The sequence below is a fragment of the Pseudozobellia sp. WGM2 genome (assembly GCF_017810075.1).
Classification (GTDB): domain Bacteria; phylum Bacteroidota; class Bacteroidia; order Flavobacteriales; family Flavobacteriaceae; genus JADNYK01.
This window is the reverse complement of the sequence record NZ_JADNYK010000006.1, coordinates 62,369-82,463: the sequence shown is the minus strand read 5'-3', so window position 1 is coordinate 82,463 and position 20,095 is coordinate 62,369. Positions and strand designations below refer to the sequence as shown.

Annotated in this window: 13 protein-coding genes; 3 read left to right on the top strand and 10 right to left on the bottom strand. The window is 40.0% G+C overall.

Annotated elements, in window-relative coordinates; translation table 11 throughout:
- The first annotated feature begins 186 nt into the window (after positions 1–186).
- Positions 187–405 (top strand): hypothetical protein, encoded by a 219-nt coding sequence (locus IV512_RS14885; RefSeq protein ID WP_209404742.1) that lies wholly within the window; start codon positions 187–189, stop codon positions 403–405.
- A gap of 20 nt (positions 406–425) precedes the next feature.
- On the opposite strand, the gene IV512_RS14880 is transcribed toward IV512_RS14885, so the two are convergent.
- Complete coding sequence (locus IV512_RS14880; RefSeq protein WP_209404740.1) at positions 426–5,315, bottom strand: FG-GAP-like repeat-containing protein; 4,890 nt, start codon at positions 5,313–5,315, stop codon at positions 426–428.
- 676 nt (positions 5,316–5,991) lie between these two features.
- Between IV512_RS14880 and IV512_RS14875 the strand changes: the two genes are divergently transcribed.
- Both IV512_RS14875 and IV512_RS14870 read left to right on the top strand, forming a co-directional pair.
- Positions 5,992–6,381, top strand: a complete 390-nt coding sequence (locus IV512_RS14875) for a plasmid mobilization relaxosome protein MobC (protein ID WP_209404738.1) — start codon at positions 5,992–5,994, stop codon at positions 6,379–6,381.
- Positions 6,378–8,669: a relaxase/mobilization nuclease domain-containing protein gene (locus tag IV512_RS14870; RefSeq protein WP_209404736.1), complete on the top strand. Its 2,292-nt coding sequence runs from the start codon at positions 6,378–6,380 to the stop codon at positions 8,667–8,669. Before IV512_RS14875 ends, IV512_RS14870 begins: the two co-directional genes overlap by 4 nt.
- Before the next feature lie 329 nt (positions 8,670–8,998).
- On the opposite strand, the gene IV512_RS14865 is transcribed toward IV512_RS14870, so the two are convergent.
- From IV512_RS14865 to IV512_RS14825, 9 genes are all read right to left on the bottom strand, one after another.
- On the bottom strand, positions 8,999–10,222 hold the full coding sequence (locus IV512_RS14865; protein ID WP_209404734.1) for a site-specific integrase: 1,224 nt from the start codon (positions 10,220–10,222) through the stop codon (positions 8,999–9,001).
- Between the two features lie 307 nt (positions 10,223–10,529).
- The gene (locus IV512_RS14860) at positions 10,530–11,612 is read right to left on the bottom strand and encodes a Gfo/Idh/MocA family protein (RefSeq protein WP_209404732.1); all 1,083 of its coding nucleotides are present in this window, start codon (positions 11,610–11,612) and stop codon (positions 10,530–10,532) included.
- A 54-nt stretch (positions 11,613–11,666) separates the two neighbouring features.
- The gene (locus IV512_RS14855; RefSeq protein WP_209404730.1) at positions 11,667–12,866 is read right to left on the bottom strand and encodes a nucleoside permease; all 1,200 of its coding nucleotides are present in this window, start codon (positions 12,864–12,866) and stop codon (positions 11,667–11,669) included.
- Positions 12,867–12,914: 48 nt separating this feature from the next.
- Complete coding sequence (locus tag IV512_RS14850; protein WP_209404729.1) at positions 12,915–14,471, bottom strand: M81 family metallopeptidase; 1,557 nt, start codon at positions 14,469–14,471, stop codon at positions 12,915–12,917.
- Positions 14,472–14,517: 46 nt separating this feature from the next.
- Positions 14,518–15,132: a DUF1080 domain-containing protein gene (locus IV512_RS14845; protein ID WP_209404727.1), complete on the bottom strand. Its 615-nt coding sequence runs from the start codon at positions 15,130–15,132 to the stop codon at positions 14,518–14,520.
- Positions 15,133–15,164: 32 nt separating this feature from the next.
- Complete coding sequence (locus IV512_RS14840) at positions 15,165–16,175, bottom strand: SUMF1/EgtB/PvdO family nonheme iron enzyme (RefSeq protein WP_209404725.1); 1,011 nt, start codon at positions 16,173–16,175, stop codon at positions 15,165–15,167.
- A gap of 101 nt (positions 16,176–16,276) precedes the next feature.
- Positions 16,277–17,041, bottom strand: a complete 765-nt coding sequence (locus IV512_RS14835; protein WP_209404723.1) for a DUF1080 domain-containing protein — start codon at positions 17,039–17,041, stop codon at positions 16,277–16,279.
- A gap of 153 nt (positions 17,042–17,194) precedes the next feature.
- Positions 17,195–18,499 (bottom strand): Gfo/Idh/MocA family protein, encoded by a 1,305-nt coding sequence (locus tag IV512_RS14830; protein WP_209404721.1) that lies wholly within the window; start codon positions 18,497–18,499, stop codon positions 17,195–17,197.
- A gap of 7 nt (positions 18,500–18,506) precedes the next feature.
- The gene (locus IV512_RS14825; protein WP_209404720.1) at positions 18,507–20,078 is read right to left on the bottom strand and encodes a RagB/SusD family nutrient uptake outer membrane protein; all 1,572 of its coding nucleotides are present in this window, start codon (positions 20,076–20,078) and stop codon (positions 18,507–18,509) included.
- Positions 20,079–20,095 lie beyond the last annotated feature (17 nt).

The following is a 20,095-nucleotide window of genomic DNA, read 5'->3' as shown; positions in this document are numbered from 1 at the left end:
TTGCGGTTTCTCTATTCCGTTGATTAGCTAGAAAAAAAGTCTTTGTGGAAAAGTCAAGATAAAATTGACTTCCAACGTGTTTTGGAAAAACGGATTAAAGTCGATAGTCCGTACCCGGATATTGATCCATAAACAATCAAATTGATTAAATGGTTTGAAAGAGGTGGAATATAAATCAGGGTATTTGTGAATTTAGTTTGCGGTTTGCTTATTTCTTCTGCATCTATTGCCATGAATAGGTCGTTTGGCATTACTACACCAGATCAAGTAATAATAGAAGAATATTTGAACTACCACACCCATAAGATTCCCTTGCCGAAAGGCGAGAATGAAATAGCCCTAAGTTTAGACTATACTGTTCTAAACGAAGAATTCATTGTACAAGCGGGCATTGCAACCGATTAGTCTGTTGATACCGAATTATTTTATTTCTTGATAATACGTTGATTGTATGAATTCTCGGGTGTTTCAACTTTTATTGAGTAAACGCCAGACGCCCATCCGTCCATGTTGAATTCTATTATGCCATTTGCTACTTCAAGAGATTGACTACTCGCTAGTGAACCTATGTTAGAAAAAAGAAATAATTGTGCATTACCTGTATAGGACTCCGGGATTTGAATAGTAATATTACCTATATCAATTGGATTCGGGTAAACCAGAACATTGCTATCTACATCAGGTTCGGGGATACATCCATCCGTTCCAACGGAACTTTCCGCCGGAGTTTCTGAGCAAATATCATCATCATTGTCGATTCCATCTCCATCAATATCCGGATCACAAGAATCTCCAAGGCCATCATTATCAAAATCCGGTGTGTCGGGTTCGGCTATGGTAATACTGCTTAGCTGGGTGCATCCATTTGCATCACGGACAAAAACTTCTATCGTAGATGGAATTAGAGAAGAGAAGGAGTTGTTCGTGACATAGGTAGAGCCATCGATACTAAATTCATATGGAGCAGTTCCGCCAGTTGCCGTAAGTTGTACTTGACCATCATTCGAACCCTTACATGACACATCAGTCTTAATTATCTCCAACGCTAGGAACTCTGGTTCAACAATCGTTATCGTGTCTCCAAATGCCTCTTGTGAATTAGTATCTACGACTTTCGTAATGAATATACCCGCGGGTAAATTATTGAACATTGTTTCCTGTTGTGACCGTATTATGGCATTGTTGGAATCTAGGAGCTGATAAGTATATGGAGCCAAACCACCTTCGGCGGTTAATTCAATGATAGCGTCCGTCATTCCGCTGCAAGAGATGGAAGTCAAGGTAGAACTAACCTGAATCGGTTCACAAATATCTCCAACGCCATTTCCGTCTTCATCTTCTTGATTAGGATTAGCTAAGTCTGGGCAATTATCCACATCATCTTTAATACCATCACCATCTTTATCATCTGAATTCAAAAAAAGAATCGGATTTTCGCCATATTCAACCAATTGACAATCATTGTTGTCCCCTTTCACGACCACGTTGTATTCAATGTTATGTGATAAATTTGAAAAGATATTACTGTCTTGGAAAGTAGCACCCCCATCGATTGAATAGGATAAAAGCGTTGTAACGTCTTCGTTGCATTTATTTTTATAGAACTTAAGAGTATTGGCATTTATCGAAAGAATATCAATATCAGAATCTCCATCGAAATCATACAAAATGGAATTGTCTAAACCTTCGTCATGTTGATGAATAGTAACAGGCTCTTCAAAAGAACCCTGCCCTTGATTTTTTATCCAGCGTCGTTCATCGATTCCGTTTTCCGAATAATCTAAAAGAATATCAACTGAACCATCGGTATCAATATCAATCATTTGAGCATTTCTGTATGCAAATTGTGCTGTATTGCCATTAATTCGGACAAATCCGCCTTGGCCGTCATTCTGATACCAGTCCGTGTTGTTTTCATTTTGAGAAAAAATATCTAAAAAACCATCCCCGTCAATATCCTCGATAAATAACTTCTGATTATTAGTATAGTTCAAAATTTTGGTTTCTTCAACGAAATTTAGGCTTCCATCATTTAAATAGGTTGCGATCCAACTTCCGGATGATGCAATAATATCTAAATCTCCATCCGAATTTATGTCATCAAAAGCAATATTGGTTATGGTATCTCGGTTGCCAATACGGCTTGTTCGTAAATCAAAATTTCCATTGCCATCATTTATCAATAACTGAAAGTTGTTTTGATAAACGGCAACTACATCCATATTGCCATCTTTATTCAAATCGGCGACATATAATCTAGATAAGCCGATTCCATCTCGAAGTAGAGTTTTTCGATGGTTGGACTCCCCAACATTTTCATACCATGAAATTCCAGAATCATTATAAGGCCTCGCCACTACATCAAGCCTATTGTCATTATTAAAGTCAGCAATGGCATAATCATAAACTCTTTCACCTGTTACATTTCTTTTGTAAAAAAGGCCATTATCATATTTTTTAAACCAGACCACCTCTTGATTCTGAGAAGCAATAACATCTAAAAGACCGTCATTATCATAATCAATAATCGAGGATTTCAAGGATGGTATCAGTTGGTCAATATTTAGAAGTTCTTCGTCATCAAATTCGCCGCAATACTCCACGTCTTCGGCACTCGAAGTAATCGTAATCGTACCATCATTTACATTCGGACTCGTTGGTGCCGTTGATTGCACATCTTCGATACTTATTGGATATCTGCCTGAGATCGAAATAGGATTATCAGGATAAACTTCTATGCAGTCTTTGTATTTGACTTGAATATTATATTCGCCGGGATTCAAATTTTGAAATGAAGCCCCAGCATTAAAAGTTATTCCATCGTCAATAGAATAAGTCAAAGGAGAGCTATTCAATTCGAAAGTGGTCTCGTTCAAATAGTAGTCACCGTTTTTAAGGATATCTATATCACCATCCTTATCAATATCATTCGCAATTAAAAAGGTTTCTAGATATGTTGCTCCTTCATAAATTGTATTTTGTTCATAGCTACCAATACCATTATTCTTAAACCATTTTATTTTGTTTGGTTCTTGGAAAGCACTCCCTCTCTGAACCGTAATAATATCCTTGTTTCCATCCAAGTCGATATCACGCACAAAAAGCCCGTAACCAGCTTGCCCGCTTACAAGCTGATCAGTGAAATTCTCGTTTCCGTCATTAAGGGCCACATTAATCTCGTTTTTACCCGAACTGGTATAGACGATGTCAAGATCAGAATCAAAATCAAAATCATCAATTGTTATCTCTTCTACATTAGCCCCAGTGAAAATGATGTTTTCGGTAAAGTTTTGATTGCCGTCATTTTCAAAGAAGAAAAGGCCCCCGACAACATCCCAACTACCATTGTATTTAGTAGAAACTATTAAATCAATATCCCCATCGCCATCCATATCCTCAGGATGTATTTGAGTAATTTCTCCAATGATGTCGAAAATTTGATGTCTAGTGAACGCATACGAACCACCCGAGCCTCGATCACCAGTGTTTTCATGCCATGCCATTTGTTGATAACCCGTTGAACGTGCCAGCAAATCAATATCTCCATCACCATCCATATCAGCGGAGATTGGTGTTAATCTGTCATAAAAACCTATGATTTCTAAATTGTACCGAGTAAATGTTTGATTGCCATCATTGATCAATATGTTCTCATCATCACCGCCCTCAACATCGATTATGATGTCAAGGTCATTGTCATTGTCAATATCAACGGTATACAGGTGGTTAATTTCATCCTGTGTTCCTCGACTGTAAATTCTTTGTTTGGTAAATCCGCCAGTACCGTGATTCTTATACCAAAATATCTGGCTATTCACATTCGCACCATTGTCAATGCCTAACACATCTATATTGCCGTCAAAATCAAGATCTACGTAATATGAAGCAAAGTTCCCGATTTTGACCTTTTCACCAAAGACATTGTCTTTTCTTAATGGAAACTCCGCACTTATGTTGATTGACCCGGTTCCATTATCACAGTATCTTGAGTCAGTTGTGTCAACCTCATTAATAACAATTTTCGAGGCTTCTATCAGAACAGGGTTTCCGGAATAATCCTGTACTTCCGAATTCACTAAATTACGTACCCTAATGTTATAGGAGCCTGTTGGTAAGCCCGAAAATAATCCGTCATCTTGAAAAGTGGCACCACCATTAATCGAATACTCAAATTTTGAATTTTGGTTTTCCACTAGGCATTCGCTTTTGAACCAAAAGAGTTCGTTCTCCGATCTATAAAGTGGAACGTTTTTCAGAGCATTGTCGATATCCAACAACTTGAACTCTTGTGTAGTTTCATCATGATCTAATAGTAAAGAACGTGTGAAAGTGCCATTTCCATCATTGATATACTTGGTATTCGTGGGCGTAGCACCTGCAATAACGTCCATAGATCCATCATTGTTAATGTCGCCCGGGATCAATTTATCAAGAAAATTCCATCTTTCTTCATAAACAAATGTTCTGCTAAATGTTCCATTGCCATTGTTCAAAATCAAACTTATGCCATTGGAACTATAATTGCTCGCCTCGTTCAAAGTAAAGAAATCCATATCGCCATCACCTTCATGGTCTGTAACCGCAATGTCCTTGACATCGTAAACGAAAGTATCATATAACTCACTCTTCGTAAAGTTGCCATTGCCATCATTTTGATGTATCTCCACGGTTTCATCGCCATATTCGAGAAAGTCTAAAAATCCATCTCCATTCCAGTCGATGGACTCAATATTGTCAGAGATTGAAGCCAAAGCAGTATTTGTGAAATTTTCATTCCCATCGTTTACAAGCAACCTTACACTAGAGTTGGATGCCGCAAGAATATCGGTTATGCCATCGCCGTCATAATCTGATATAGAAAAGTAGGTATATGCGTTGGAAGGCAGTATTTCGATTTTTTCAAATGAAACTCCATTATTTTTGAACCAAAATAATTTAGTGCTGCTGCGTGCAATTAGGTCTTTATTACCGTCAGAATCAATGTCGCCAAAGGCAAGAGTATTGATATTGGTAATCGAGTCATCTAAAATGTTTTCAACGAAAATCTCTGCACCCTCATTTTTGAGTAATATCAGGGAATTTCCATTGCTATAAACTACATCATCTAAATTGTCATTGTGGAAATCCGCGATTACAAAATCTAAAATCTCGCTATCTGAAAATGCTATCCGCTTTTTCGTTACTACTTCTTGACAGATAGCATTATCTGTCAATACACCTATTGCTATTCTGCCATCATTGGTACTGCAATCGGAATTATTCAAAGTATTTACGGAAACCTGATATGAATCTTGCGCTCTGGAAGTAAGGCCCATCAATAGCAATGTTACCAAGGAAAAAATACAATAAAAAGTACTTTGACGGGGGTACTGAGATTTGAAGGGCATGTCGTTGGTTAGATTGAACTTATCAAACGTAGATAAAAAACATTTATTTTAGAAAAAATTAAGTTCTACGTAGTCATTTTTAGTTAAAGGGACGAAATAAACTTTTTGTTCAAATATAAGTTGAGTATTTCTGTTCATAAATGAGATTGTTTGGATGATACAATTGATTTAATTTTTGTTTCAAAGCCCCTGCGGAAGTCTGGCAACTCTTCCTCTCCAATCCTTTCGTGCGGACACGCTTCGCTTATCCGCACGGCCGTCTTTTCGTTCCAGTTTTGCCATACCCCCTCGGAGCCGCGCAAAAGAACAAGCGGTGGAAAAAACCGCTTGCCCTTTCTTCTCCCTACCCACAACAAACTTGAATATTTTCATATTTCACTAATTTTTTGAACACCATATTAGACCAGATAAAACTGTGGATTGGTTCCATATAATCTAATATGGTTTGATATGATTTATAGAGTTAAAATACTGATTATAAGTTAGTTATATTTAAAATCTATTACATATATTTATCCACGAAGGTGGATAGCAAGTGATGTTTTGCGCATCGCAAAAACGCCTACTTCTGACGAAGTGAAAAACGATAAAATCGGTTTAAAAAATGGCTGGCAATAAAGGTGGAAGAAAACGTCTCGGAGACAGGAAAAGGGAGCATGCCATAACGCTCAGGTTCAACGGAACGGAACTGGAAAAAGTAAAGTCCATCCTGCAATCATACAACCTTGATTTCGGGAAAAGGGGAACGGTCGGCCCGTTCTTGAGAAAGCTCATTTTGAACAAAAAAACTACGAAGGAAAAACAGATTCCTGATGGTATCTCCAACCTCAGTTATCAAATCAATAAGATAGGCACCAACATCAACCAACTTGTAAAAGTGGCTAACTACAAGAACATGAGAAGTCCAAATTCCAACCTTGAAAGGGAATTGGAAAAGGCCAACGAACTGATGCTCGAACTCATTGAAACGATGAACGATAAAACCCAAAAATGATAGCAAGGATTCTTTATCGAGAAAATGTTCAGGGCGTATTGAATTATGTAATGGGCAAATCGCAAAGCACGATTCTAGGCTTTCAGAATACGTATTCCGATACCAATACCGATATGAAGTTTTTCGGACGCGTGCTTTACCATCTTGGCAATCGCCATGACTCGGAAAAAAGGTATGCGCATATCTCGCTTAACCTTCCACGTGGCGAGTACTTGAACGATACTGACTTTTTCGAACTTTCCAAAAACTATATGAACCATATGGGCTATGGCGAACAGCCCTATGTTGTTATAAGACATCATGACACCAAACATGAGCACGTACATATCGTCTCGTCCACCATCAAGGAAGATTGTTTACAGATAAACCTCTCCAACGATATCAGAAGGAGCATAGCGACCCAGAAATATTTGGAAAAAGAATTCGGACTTTCCCCGTCGCCCGATACAAAACAGACGAAGGAACTTCCGATATATGAAATGCCAGAATTCCGGAACCGTGACATTAATGGGGTCAGGTTCTATATACAGGACATCGTGAATATCGCTTTGCAAAAGTACAAGGTGCGGAGCTTTAAGGAACTGGCCGGACACCTCAAAGACCACCACATCGAGCTAAGGACGGTCGAGCGAAATGGCAGGATAGGAGTGTCTTTTGGAGTTGCCGTAAAAGATGGCTACAAATCGAGATTTATCAACGGCTATACAGTGCATCCCCAATTGAGCGGACCAAAACTGCAAAAAGTCTTTGAACAAAATAAAAGCTCTAAACTGTTGCCGATGGTCAAAAAGCGATTGGAAAAACAACTGGATACCACCTACGGACTTTTCAAGAACATAAATCCCGATCATCTTCCCGACATCCTAGACTCCTATCAAAATCTAGATTGCAAAATAGAATATGACGAGCAAGAAACCCCCGTGGATTTTACCATCTATGAAAAATCGGGATATGTTCTCAAATCCAAAGAAATAGCACCCCATATCGCAATCCGAAAGAACCCCGAAAAATTCAATAATGAATACACCCAGATAGATGCGGAAAGCAAGCAACTAAAACTGGAAATTCAAAAGTCCATCAAGGAAGCCTATGAAAGCACCTACCGGAATTCGGGGAAAAAGTTTCTTTTTTCCGAACATATCGAAAGGATGCCGATAAAGGCCATAGTCATGGAAATGACCAAATCGGAACGTTTTCTATTTTTTAAAAAATATCCGCGCACTGACAACCGGAGTTTAAGCAGGATGATACAAGAGCAATTCACTATTGTAAAGGAAAAGCAATACATCACGGAATTGGTCAAGGAAGAAAAGGAACTGAATTCTAAGGCCGAACTAATAAAGCAGGCCATTGGCAAGCAACTATTCGAAGCACCAAAACAAAAGCGGGTTCTTTTTGAGTTTATACACAGTCTTGGTACAAGATATGATAAGGACAACCTTATCTATGCAAATTCCTATCAGCATCGATCAAAACTGGATATAGGTAAGGTGCCGTATCCGGAACAAATCGAATTTTATGCTTCCCCTAGCTTCATCAGGGAAAACGAAACGGTCTTGGACGGTCTCCTGAACGACAAGACCGAAAAAGAAATCGACCTACGTCCGACGGCGATATTCCTGCCATTGATGTTCCCGAACCTCTATGCGGCCATGACCCAAAAATATAGGCAGCGATTCGAACTTTTTAGCCTGAAGTCTTATCATAAATTCGCCGAACGCATGCAGATATCCTTCGAGAAATCTCCAAGGGATTATATGGCATTTTTCAATGCCAAAGGCTTCTATTTTGAGCGAAAGGAAGAAAAGTTGTGCATCTCTTCTATATATTCCAAGTACCCGGTACAAGTTCCACTTACTCCAAAAACACAGACCTATCTGGAATCGGTAAAGAACCTGAATCTGGTTTTGAATAACCAAGCAGAAATCTTGGAAAGCATTACAACCGATGGGAGGGGCAATTTGAAAAATCTCTGGTCTTCGCATTTAATGGAGCGAGGGCAATATACGAAGGCGGCCTATCTGTTCGTATTGGATGGGGTAAGACCCAATCTGCCCCTGACAATCATTGAACATCATATGGAAAAAGGATTTAAGGAAGCTCTAGGTACTGTTTCCCGAAAGCAAGTGGATAGAAAACAGGTGCTTCTGCTTCGAAAGGGTGTTTATGCCCTTGGAAATATGTTGGGAGGCAATAGTTTCAAAGAAGAAGAAATGTTCAACGGGTTCAAGGATGAGTTTACGGATTTTACAAAATTCAAGAGGAAAGGCATGGGCCCTTCTTTATAGAATTTGAACAGATGTTTTGATGAAGAATTTTCGCCCTACTGGCGCTTTTTTTGTGGATAGGGAGAGAAAAGGTATGGTGTGCCCAGCCAAGGTAGGTTTGCGCCCTACGGAGTTTCTTCTTAACGCTTATCTACCGGAACGCTAAAGAAACTCCGCAGAATCCACGCGCAGGTTAGTTATGGAAAGATTTGGGGGGATGAAATAGTTACTACCATTGTCGATTTTGAGATTTGATAGTCCTGGTTGCTTTTTTATTATATAGTAAAAAGGAAAAATACGGATTATTCAAAAGCTTTTATCCATGTAATTAGTCATAAAATTCATACTGATCAAAAACCAATAACACTATCAAGAGCATCGTCCAAATCCTTATTTACAAAGTTTTGCTGGTAGTCAATGGTTGTTTTAATATCGGAATGATTATAGAGTTTTTGCAAAACTTGTAATGGAATTCGATCACCAGATATATTCCCAAAGGAATGACGGGAAACGTGCATCGTGATTTTCTTTGTAATTCCCGCTCTTTCGGCAATTTGCGCCAAATATCTATTAAGTCTTTTGTTTGCTGTTTTGCTAACCCTTAAAATATCTTTCGGATTATTGGCGGCTTCTTTTAATTCAGGAAATATATAATCGGTGTGCGCGGTTTTCGTCGGGAGGTACTCATCCAATATTTTCCGAAGTTTACCATGTATTTTGAGCGAAAGGTTTTTTTGATTCTTATTCATGGTATAATATATCCGTTCTCCTTGCACGTTTGCCCAAGTCATTTGAACTACATCGGAAACTCGCATTCCGGCGAGATAGAAACTAAAAAGAAATACATTTCGTGTGTGGTGTTGTTTGGGGTTATCGGAAAGGTCTAGATCTTCGATGATTTTGATTTCCTCTGAAGTAAGACCGATTTTAATAGATTTTGGAATTCTTATTTTAATCTTTCCATCGGTATTCCCAAAAGGATAACTGTCTCTGGATACAATGTTTTGCTGCGAGGCCCTGTTGTACAGTGTGCGTATGAAAATCAGCGTATTTACGATACTTCTTTCCCCAACGGAATCTTTGGTGCTTCTTAGGAAGGAGATAAAGCCTCGCAAGAAAAGAGGGGTAATAGCTTCGAAGGTCAGCGTTTTTGCCCTTGGATACCCTTTAATCCTATTCAATAAGGGGCGTTCACAATTGATGCGCGAATACTTCTTGTTTTTTTCCAGTTCCTCAAAATAAGCTTCGGCAAATGTGTAAAACGAATGATTCTTATGCTTGTTTTTAATGGTATTCTTGATTTCTTCTATTCGAGCGATCGGTTTGGTATCGCTCTCGATATCCAAAAGTGATTTATTGATTTCCGCCAACTTGGCCGAAATCAGATTGTTCAGTCGTGTAGCGTTAGGATGATTTTTTTTGACTTTGTTCTTTACAGAGTCCCAATATTTTTCATCAACGTATTGTCCTGTATACATATAGGTAGATTTCCTATTTTTGGTAATGCGGATAGAAATTGGATAAAGCCCTGCGTTATTTTTCTTTCTTCTTAGTGTCGCTTGAATCGTTGCCATGGCCTTAATTTTAAATAAAGATACAAAATCTGGGTACAACATAGGTACAACAAATGATGGTTTTATATGACTTTTTATGGTATTATTTGATTTATACAATTTCATAAGTAATTGATAATAAGGCGTTTTAATATTTATAGGTACAAATTAGAAAAAACTTAGGATCTAGTGCCGCAAGGTGTGAGAGTTCGAGTCTCTCCGCCTGTACAAAGGAAAAGCCGACTTTTAGGAGTCGGCTTTTTTTGTTGCAAGTCTATACTGTATATTTTTACTCTTTAGCAGAAGAAATAGACCTTCCAGAGGTTGCCTACAAATTCACTGATTTTTGCGTTCGAATCGATTGATCGCAAGCAAACGCAATACGCAAGCTATTTACTGCATCTTCTAGATGGTTCGTTAAGTCGATATTTTCAGAAATTGCCTTATGAAAATACTGCTGTTCTCTTGTGCAGAGCTCCTGATGGTCGGGTTCATCTTCTAGATTTATTGTCGAATCTTCTTTAATAAAATGATTTTTATCATCTAGTGCAGCATGGTGATATAAGATGGCTTCGGTATTGGTATGCGCCTCGACCGAATCTGATTTTCCCGATGAAGATGCATTTTTGGCCACTATGGATACCGAACCTTGAGGGCCAAAGACATCTTTAATGAAGAATGCGGTTTCACTTACCATGGGCCCCCATCCGGCTTCATACCAGCCTACTGATCCGTCTTCAAAACGTATTTGCAATTGCCCGTAATTATAGTTCCACTCGGGAATGTCTTCTGTCATTCTTGCACCAATAGCATTTACTTGAACAGGTTTTGATTTTGTCATTTGGCACATGACATCGATGTAATGTACACCACAGTCAACAATGGGGCTCAAGCTCTTCATCAAGTTTCGGTGAACATTCCACATTTCCCCCTTACTTTGCTGATTTAAGTTCATGCGCATTACGAGCGGCTTACCTAGCTTTTGGCTAAGCTCTACAAATTTTTGCCATGAAGGGTGGTGTCTTAATATATAACCGACAACCACCTTTTTACCGGTTTCAATTGCTTTTTTGGCAATGCGTTCTGCGCCTTGAACCGTATCTGCAAGCGGTTTTTCCATAAAGACATTACAACCTTTATCTAAGGCCATAATGGCAAACTCTTCATGCGTGTCAGGGTAGGTAGATATACAAACTGCATCGGGTTCGGTTACCGCCAATGCTTCTTCGTAATTGTTGAACAACGGGTATTCATTGTTTAGTTTTTCATTCAATATTTCTTTGCTTTTACCGGTCGAAACCAAGCCACAAATAGAGAATTCTTTCAAGTTGTGATAAGCTATGGCATGGGATGCTCCCATATTGCCACAGCCGACTACCAAGACCCGAATAGGTTTTTTAGAATCTGTCATAAAGTTTTTCTTTTTGGGGAAGCAGTGATGGTCAAATATGCTTCCTAAGTTCTATTAATTGATTTTTTCATTTTTTACTTTGAACAGGATCATAAACAAAACCCCTGTGATTAATGCTATGGCCGCCGGTACCAACCACACTGATTGCCATTGGTAGCTTGTTGATGAATCTATATCGGCAGCAAACCATTGCGTGACCCAGCCAGAAGTATAAGACCCGATCAACATACCTAAACCGTAAGTAGCAAAGGTGATCAAACCTTGTGCCGCATTCCGGAAAGATTTATCAGCTTTCTTATCAATATATATTTGACCGGATACAAAAAAGAAATCATAACATATACCGTGCAAAATAATGGCTGTGTAGAGCATCCATTGGTCGTTAAGGTCATCGGAGAAAGCAAAGAGCAAATATCGAATCGCCCAAGCCATCATTCCGGCAATCATAACTTTTTTGAGTCCAAACTTTCGAAACGCAAATGGCATTAAAAGTAAAAACAAGAATTCAGAGAGTTGCCCCAAGGTCATTTTTCCAGCGGCGTTCTCAAAACCTATATCGTTAAGAAAGGGATTGGCGAAACTATAGTAAAAGGCGAGCGGAATGCATATAACAATCGAACTTATAAAGAATATTACAAACGAGCGGTCTTTAAATAATACGAGCGCGTCTAAGCCTAAAATTGAAGATAGGCTCTTCTGTTCGCCGGTAGACTTCGTATTGGGCAAGAATAGGCAGAGCACTGCCAATAAAATAGAGCATGTCGCTGCTATTTGAAAAGTTAAATGAGAGGTTTCCAACTCCATAAAACCGACCAATAGCCCTGCGGCGATCCAGCCTAAAGTTCCGAATACCCTAATGAGCGGAAATTCTTTATCAGGATCTTTCAGCTGTGAAAATGATATGGAATTCACCAGTGATATTGTCGGCATATATAAAAGCGTATATAATAGTATCAGCCACCAAAATGATTGAAAATCAGCTGTAAAGCTTATTAAATAGAGTGAGATGCCCCCCAATAAATGAAGCAAGGCCAAAACGTTTTTTGCTGAGAAAAACCGATCGGCAATAAGCCCGATAAAAAAAGGGGACAGAATGGCGGCAATCGATAAGTTGGCGTAAGCCGCACCGACCTGGGTAGCTCCAACCTCCAAAGAACTTAATAAATAGGTGCCCATGGTTACATACCACGCCCCCCAAATAAAATACTCCAATAGCATTAAAGTGGATAATTTTATTCGAAGGGAATTCTTCATAGTATGAGTTGAGAGTTATTCATGCAAGGTAATCGATACTATATTGGTTTATTGCCCATAAGGTGCAGGAACAAATTCATCGGAAGCAGGTATAAGTCTCGCCTCTAGGTTGGGTTGGGTTTGGTGATTATCAAAAGGAAACATAGGTCTATTTATTCTAAAATAATCTAAACTCATTAAATCTTGGTCGACACCACCCGGTGTTAGGGCCATGATCCAATCTTTACGCATATTGTAAAGGTCTGGTACTAAATAGCCCATTTTAACTACGATAATGTCTGTTTTTAGAGGCTTAAGATTTAGGTCTGAAAAATTTGTTTTTCGATTTCTATCGCTAGAAACTATTACTCGTACGCTACCGACTCTAATAACCACGGCATTTTCACCAACACTTTCGATGGTACCGTTAAGTTTTAGTGGAGGGGCGAAGCGAGCATCTAATTTTGCGCCGACATGACCTTCTATTTGATCACCGACATTTGCGGCCGTGGCCTTTTTGAACAAGTCTGGCCCCGGTATGGAAGCATATATAAGTGATGGACCATTTTTGGATTTGAATTCTGGACGCTCCAGTATTTTTGTCAAGGTCCATGTAACGTCACCAGCACCACCGGCGGTAGGGTTGTCGCCCGAGTCACTAATAAAGAAAGGATGTTTCTTGCTGGCCAAAGCCTTGTTCAAACTGCCAGTAAGTGAATCTACGGGGGCAACGAAATCAAATTGTGACCTTACATTCCAAAAATCGGTTGCCAATTTTTCCGCTGATGCACTCACCTGTGCTCTATCATCACCTGTGACCATTACGACAGCATGGTTTCTGGGTTCATCGGCCCATGCATAACCTATCCAGATGGCAGCATCGATAACTCCTTGTTGTTGTTCTATCGCAGGTATTTTGGCATAAAGGCTTTTGGCAGGTTCTACCCTGGTACTCGTTTTTTCCCCAGGCAGTAAAATAGGAACCGGTACCCAAGCTTTGTAAAGTGGTTTTCCTTTACCGTTTTCCAATCTATCCAAAAGATTTACAATAGCTCTCTTTTTGGTTTCGTAGCGATCTTCATGAGGAGCCATTCGAAAACAAGTAATCAAATCGGTGTTTTTCGCAAGTCGCCATGAAACATTGCCGTGTAGATCCATAGAGGTCGACACTAAAGTTTCTGTACCTATAACTTCGCGAATTCTTGCTAGAAGGTCACCCTCTGGGTCATCTAAACCAACGACACTCATGGCGCCATGTATATCGAAGTAGAGACCGTCATAAGGTCCATTCTTTTTTAATGAATCCAGCGTTTCAGCTACAAGTGATTCATAGGCTTCCCTAGTTACTGCGCCACCTGGTGAAGTGGCAGCAACCAGCGATGGCAACCAGGTAGCACGCTCTCTCACCATAGAATCTGGCACCATGAACGGATAGGTGTCTAAAACAGCTTCACCGGTACGTATTCTGAATTCATCTCGTGAGGTTAAGGCGGGCGAAAAAGTACTTGATTCGGTAGCGATACCGGCTATAGCGATTCGAGGAAGATTATTCGCTTGTGCAGAGCAAACTATAGTATTGGTGAACAGACCTAAGCATAAGGTGATGTATGTTATAAATGTTTTCATAGGTTGGTGTATTTTTGATTGCAATTAATTTTCCGGTTCTTAAGAGCTAATCTAGTTCTTCAATTCGAATATTCTTCCAGCGTACTTTTATACCGCCACCACTATGAATTTGAAGAGCGACCGAGCCTCTACCTTCACCGATTTTTTGATCTTTTAGTTCCACCATTTTTTCACCGTTTAACCAACTGGTTATCTTGTCGTCTTTGGCTTCGATTCGTATATGGTTCCAGTCGGTGGGATTAAGGTGTTTTTCATCTTTCGGGTCAGGTTTGATCAACCAACCCCTACCACCAACGGTAGATTCGTAAATACCTCCGGTATGTAGTTCCGGCGGTGCTACTTCCACCTGCCAACCGCGTATGGTAGTACCATCGTCACCACCAACATGTGAACGTATAAAGACTCCGCTATTTCCGTTTGCCTCTAGTTTAAAATCGAGATTTAAAATAAAATTTTTATACGGTTTATTGGTAGATAGGTAACCGTATTTTTCTTCAGGGCCACTTTCGCAGATTAGTTCACCATCTTCAACGTACCAATATTCGGTACCATGCTTCGTCCAACCCGATAAATCTTTACCATTAAAAATACTTTTATCTTTTTGCGAATGTGCAGTAGTATAAATGAGCAAGCTAAATAGAAGAATAAGTGATTTTTTCATAATAGGTGTGTTAGATGTTAGTTGGTTATTTTTTAAAAATCGTCCATTACCGAAAGCCAGTATTTTTCAATTTCCTTTTTTGATGGTGTTTCTTTAGGTCGCACCAAACGGAAGCCGACAAAAGGGGCGTCGGTCAACCACCATATACTTTTAGGCATTTGCGGGTCACGTTGCTTCCATTTTTTAGAAGAACCTTGCCGATTAGCAGACCGTAGGTCTTCGGCAGAATCAGCCCAAGAGCCTCCGCGTACCGAACGGGGATAGAGTTTGGTAGGTTTGAATAACGGATTTTTTGCGGAACTGCCCTTTAGACTGGTAAAATAATCGGATTTGTATTCATCCATGGTCCATTCGGCCACATTACCATGCATATCGTATAGGCCATAGGCATTCGGTAATTTGCTACCGACTTTATGGTACTTTTCTCCGCTATTGGTAGCATACCAAGCATATTCGCTCAGTTTACTTTTTTCATTACCGAAATAATATGCGGTTTCAGAACCTGAGCGGCAAGCATATTCCCATTCTGCTTCTGTTGGTAGTCTATAGAAATTTCCTGTCTTGGCAAATAGCCATTTAGCATACATGGCGGCAGCATATTGTGTCATATTGATGGCCGGGAAACCTTCTTTACCCATGCCGAAGCTCATATCGATGTACATAGGGGTTGCGGTAGCGACGCCATCTACTTTCATCTTTGAACCGTCTTTTAGGGTTATGGTTTTACCCGATATGTTTTGAACCTCTTCTTCAAGAAATTGACTGTATTGCTCCCAAGTAATTTCATAGGTGCCCATCCAAAAAGAATTGACCTCAACATTACGTTGTGGACCTTCGTCGCTGTTGCGACCTTTTTCTGTGTCTGGACTGCCCATGAGGAAGGAACCTCCTTTTATGGGAACCATTTGTATCTCAATTTCTGAATTGGGAATTAGTTCTGAATAGGGCAGAAATTCAGAATCGACAAGGCTAGTGTATCGGCTTGAACCGCTAAGTAAAAAACATAGCATCAATAAACCGATAAGTTGTCTATGATATTGCATTAGTATTTTTGTTAGTGTTTAAGTGTAGGGTGTATAGAGGCTTGATTTCTGCTGCTGAAACCTATTTGTTTAGTGCTCAAAAGAACTGGGTGTTTTGTTTTCTATTTTAATTCAGGCGCTATTTGATCGGGAGATATTACACTTGGTGGAAGTTCGGTAACCCTTAAATTTCGAAATTGTATTTCAGCTCCTTCGGATTCTAAACACAGGTATCCTTTTTTCTGTGAAGATTTGGCAATACCGTTAACGAACTTTCCATTAACCGCAAGTTTGGTGACGCCATCAACACATACCACATCATAGGTGTTCCAAATACCTTTACCTTTTGCACGATTCTCGATAGATTTACTTCTTTCGCCTCTAGGGTTGTCAGGTACGGTCGTTACCCCGCCGACTCCGAAAAGTTCTCCATGTACATAGGCAATAGGAGGTTTTTTTCCATCTCTAAGGTTTAGATTGACCCAGTCTAATTCGAGCATTTGAATTTCAAGACCGTCGGGCAAGTTTTTTCCCTCCTCAGGGTTGGCATTGCTCCATGCGAATATGCCCGAATTTCCTCCGGCTTCCATATGCCGCCATTCCACATGTAGAATAAAATTTTCATATTGCTTTTCAGAACGTACGACACCAATGGGCAGGCCTTTACATACCAAGATGCCATCGTCTTGTACAGACCATGTGTTCTCTTCAGTATTGACGTTATGCCATTTTATGGTTTCGGGCTTATCAGAATTGGAAGCATACAGATTTTCCATTTCTGTCACGGTGCCGAATTCAAAACCAAAATCCTCAGTTTGCGCTGTAATTTTAGTCGCGCTTATAAAGGTCAGAACAATAGCGATGGTGAAATTGATTCTATATTTCATTTTCATTTGGCTTAAGATTATTACAATGGTAAAAACATTTAGGAGAGAGGGTGGTAAGCCAACCTATGGTTTGGTATAGGATCTCAAAGATTAACCACATCATTGAGCACTCCCCTAAATGAACTAACTACTTCATTGTAAATTTGTATTTGGTTAGATAAATTTGGTTTTTCCGGGTACGGCTATTTCGGGTCCATTAAACTTCAGATCCCAGTCATAAGCTTTGGGGCCAAGTGTTTCGGTGGAGTTCATAGCATCGTCCCAACTTATGGTTTGCCCTGTATAGGCGGCCATTCTGCCCATAATACCCATAAGGGTGCTATTCGCGCTTAATTCGCCATCATTTATACCTGAGCCTTCACGAATCGATTTGAAAAGGGCGTCGTGCTCCGATTGGTACATGTTGTTTGCCTCTCCCTCATATTTCCACGGGTTTTTACCGGTAATCTCATGTCGACTGCCTTCGTAGTAGGCATTGCCCAAGACGCCTTGAATCTCTACTCCGTTTTTGGTCGACCCTCCGCGCTGCTGTCTGGTAAAGCAGTAGCCCTTAACCCCATCTGCATAGTCGTATTCTATGGCAAAGTGGTCATAAATGTTTCCGTATTTTTGGTCGGAACGCCATTGTCTACCACCGGTGGCCGTAGCCGACGAGGGTAGCTTTTCACCTAGTGCCCAAGTAATCATATCTAAACTATGAACATATTGCTCTACGATAAAGTCACCCGAAAACCAATTTTGGTAATACCAATTTCGAAGTTGGTATTCCATGTCTGTCCACTCAGGTTGTCTTTCTTTAAACCAAAGTTCGCCCCCGTTACGGGTAGACGATATTGATTTGATCTCGCCAATGGCACCATCCAATACCTTACCATAGAGGGCCTGTTTTTGAAGGTCATACCGAAAACAGAAACCAGAGACTATAGAAAGATTTTTTGTTTTGGCCTTTTTTGCAGCTTCTAATACTTTGCGAACACCAGGGGCATCAACTGCCACAGGTTTTTCATAGAAGACATGTTTGCCCGCATCTATAGCTGCGGTCAAATGGTCGGGTCGAAAGCCTGGGGGGCTAGCAAGAAGTACCACGTCAACACCTGAATCTATCAATTTTTGACACGCATCGAAACCTACAAATTGCCTTGTCTTATCAACCTTTATGCGCTCACCATGTGCTTTTTTTAATAAGGCCAAAGAACTTGTCAATCTATCTTCAAAGGCATCTGCCATGGCATGCAATACAACATCTGGGTCAGCATTTAATGCTTGTACCGCAGCACCTGTACCTCGACCACCGCAACCGACCAGCCCAACTTTGAGCTGATTTTTTTTGCTGAGGTCAAAGCTGTTTGCTAGGCCGAGGGGCATTTGAAACGAACCCGCGCTGAAAACAGCGGCTGCGCCTGCTTTTTTAAGAAATCTTCTTCGGGTTTCTTTAGAAAGGGTTTTCTCGTCTTTCATGACTTTATTAGTTTGTGTAACCTGGGTTTTGTGTGATTACGTCGTTTATATCCATTTCTTTTTGAGGAACGGGCCAGCAATAATCACGATCTGGATTAAATTTTGCCACTTGACCATAGTCAAGAATTTCCCATTCTCCTGAACTTTCATTAATATAGAACATACCTTGAAGAAGACCGACTTTTTCTTCACCAAGTTGCCATCTATTGAGGTCGAACAAACGTAGGCCTTCAAAAGCAAGTTCTTTAACACGTTCATCGCGGACTATTTCTCTGAGTTCAGCTTGTGATTTACCTTCGGTAATCGCGGGCATTTCTACGGTAGGTCGCTGTCTAATTTGGTTGATGGCATCATATACCGATGCATCTATTTCATTGAGCTCTATTTTAGATTCGGCATACATTAAGAGAACATCGGCATATCTGATTAAAATCATGTTCACGTCTCCCAAACTCGGGTTTTCTACAAAGGTTTCGTAGTCAACCCACTTCTTAAGGTTGTAGCCGTATAAAGTAGCCCATTCACTACCGCTTACCCGATCTGGAGTAGCACTTGTTGGCCATGAGTTATAGGTGTTGGCACCTATAGGTTGACCGGTATAGTACACATTGTATGCCCAGCGGGGATCTTTATTCTCATAAGGGTCATCAGGATTTTCAGGTCCGATATATTCGTACTTCTCAAAAAGACCCATCATCGGTTCTACCGTAGAGTTGCCTCCGATCGAAGCTGCAGAATACCCAAAATTGTTATAGGTGCTTCCCCCAACTGCATATTGTCTATCAAAAATTATTTCTGAAGAGTTTTGCCCGGCCGATTGAAAAAGTTCTTCATAGTCAGGGTACAAACTATAGATGCCTAGGTCCATAACCGCCAACGAGGCATCCCTTGCTTCTTCAAATCTATTATTGCGAATAGCTATTCTAGCTTTGGTTGCGAGTGCAGCCCCTTGCGTAACCCTACCCAAGTTATCATTATTGTAGCTTAAGGGCAAAGCTTCACTATTAATGATAGCGTCTAATTCATCTATAACAAAATTCACTAATTCTTCTTTAGAATTGGTCGGGCGTTGATCGTTCACATCTAAAGGTTCTAAAATGAGTGGCGCATTACACCACAGACTTGAAAGTTGCATATAGTAATAGGCTCTTAAAAACCTAGCTTCGGCCGTTAACCGAGCCATAGTGCTTGGGTCGCCATCTTCTACACGGTCAATATTTGCAAGCACATCGTTTGATTTGCGAATACCTCGATAGTACCTTTCCCAAATTCCAGTTATCGTTGCATTTGAAGGGTCTATTTCACCCAGTCGAACATCATTAAACGTGGGCACGTTCGATGCCGAACGAAAGCCTATATCGGTTATACCGTCAAATTCTATTACCGATTGGGTATTATCCAGTTCATTGTAAATTGCATTGACCGCCAAAACAGCATCTCTTTCAGAACTCCAATAAACAGTTTCTGAAACAGCACCCGTAGGTTCTATATCAAGCCCTTCGTCTAGGCCGTCAGCACAGCCAAAGAATAGTGCTGAGGCCATTAATACTAATCCTTTAATTATATCTAAGTTTTTCATAATAGCTTTTTTATTTC

What these genes read in the sequence shown, in the direction of transcription:
- IV512_RS14870 (WP_209404736.1), top strand. Translation starts at nt 6,378, where the DNA reads ATGATAGCAAGGATTCTTTATCGAGAAAATGTTCAGGGCGTATTGAAT.
- IV512_RS14865 (WP_209404734.1), bottom strand. Translation starts at nt 10,222, where the DNA reads ATGGCAACGATTCAAGCGACACTAAGAAGAAAGAAAAATAACGCAGGG.
- IV512_RS14855 (WP_209404730.1), bottom strand. Translation starts at nt 12,866, where the DNA reads ATGAAGAATTCCCTTCGAATAAAATTATCCACTTTAATGCTATTGGAG.
- IV512_RS14840 (WP_209404725.1), bottom strand. Translation starts at nt 16,175, where the DNA reads ATGCAATATCATAGACAACTTATCGGTTTATTGATGCTATGTTTTTTA.
- IV512_RS14845 (WP_209404727.1), bottom strand. Translation starts at nt 15,132, where the DNA reads ATGAAAAAATCACTTATTCTTCTATTTAGCTTGCTCATTTATACTACT.
- IV512_RS14825 (WP_209404720.1), bottom strand. Translation starts at nt 20,078, where the DNA reads ATGAAAAACTTAGATATAATTAAAGGATTAGTATTAATGGCCTCAGCA.
- IV512_RS14835 (WP_209404723.1), bottom strand. Translation starts at nt 17,041, where the DNA reads ATGAAATATAGAATCAATTTCACCATCGCTATTGTTCTGACCTTTATA.
- IV512_RS14880 (WP_209404740.1), bottom strand. Translation starts at nt 5,315, where the DNA reads ATGGGCCTTACTTCCAGAGCGCAAGATTCATATCAGGTTTCCGTAAAT.
- IV512_RS14830 (WP_209404721.1), bottom strand. Translation starts at nt 18,499, where the DNA reads ATGAAAGACGAGAAAACCCTTTCTAAAGAAACCCGAAGAAGATTTCTT.
- IV512_RS14875 (WP_209404738.1), top strand. Translation starts at nt 5,992, where the DNA reads ATGGCTGGCAATAAAGGTGGAAGAAAACGTCTCGGAGACAGGAAAAGG.
- IV512_RS14850 (WP_209404729.1), bottom strand. Translation starts at nt 14,471, where the DNA reads ATGAAAACATTTATAACATACATCACCTTATGCTTAGGTCTGTTCACC.
- IV512_RS14860 (WP_209404732.1), bottom strand. Translation starts at nt 11,612, where the DNA reads ATGACAGATTCTAAAAAACCTATTCGGGTCTTGGTAGTCGGCTGTGGC.